A 618-nucleotide genomic window follows, 5' to 3' on the forward strand; every position below is an offset into this window, starting at 1 on the left:
CCAGGTACTCGACCAGCGGGTATTCCTTGATGCCGACCTTGGTCATAGGCCAGATGTTGTGGGTGGTGGTGCTGGTCAGCAGGTCCAGGTACGAGCCTTCTTTGAGGAACTTGGTGCTGAAGGTCGCGAATGGGCCAAACAGGATAACGCGCTTGCCGTCCAGAACACGGGTGTCCAGGTGCGGAACCGACATCGGAGGTGCGCCAACCGAGGCTTTACCGTAGGCCTTGGCCAGGTGCTGCTCGGCGATGGCCGGGTTATCGGTCACCAGGAACGAGCCGCCTACCGGGAAGCCAGCGTATTCCTTGGCTTCAGGAATGCCCGACTTTTGCAGCAGGTGCAGTGCACCGCCGCCCGCGCCGATGAACACGAACTTGGCGTCGGTTTCGGTCTTGGTGCCGTCTTTCAGGTTTTTGTAGCTGACGCGCCAGGTGCCGTCTTCGTTCTTGGTGATGTCCTGCACTTCGCTGGACAGTTTCAAGTTGAAGTTAGGCTTGGTCTGCAGGTAACCGGCGAACTGGCGGGTGATTTCGCCGAAGTTCATGTCGGTACCCAACGGGCTCCAGGTGGGGGGGGGGGGGTGGGTGGTGGGGGGGGGGGGGCAAAGAACGCCGCCGC

At 61.3% G+C, this 618-nt stretch carries 1 pseudogene; it reads right to left on the reverse strand.

Annotation, left to right across the window (positions count from 1 at the left end):
* Positions 1 to 618 (reverse strand): annotated as a pseudogene (locus ACIONG_RS13060) (malate:quinone oxidoreductase); the annotation flags it as partial.

The organism is Pseudomonas sp. NPDC087817 (assembly GCF_044742875.1).
Lineage (GTDB): Bacteria > Pseudomonadota > Gammaproteobacteria > Pseudomonadales > Pseudomonadaceae > Aquipseudomonas.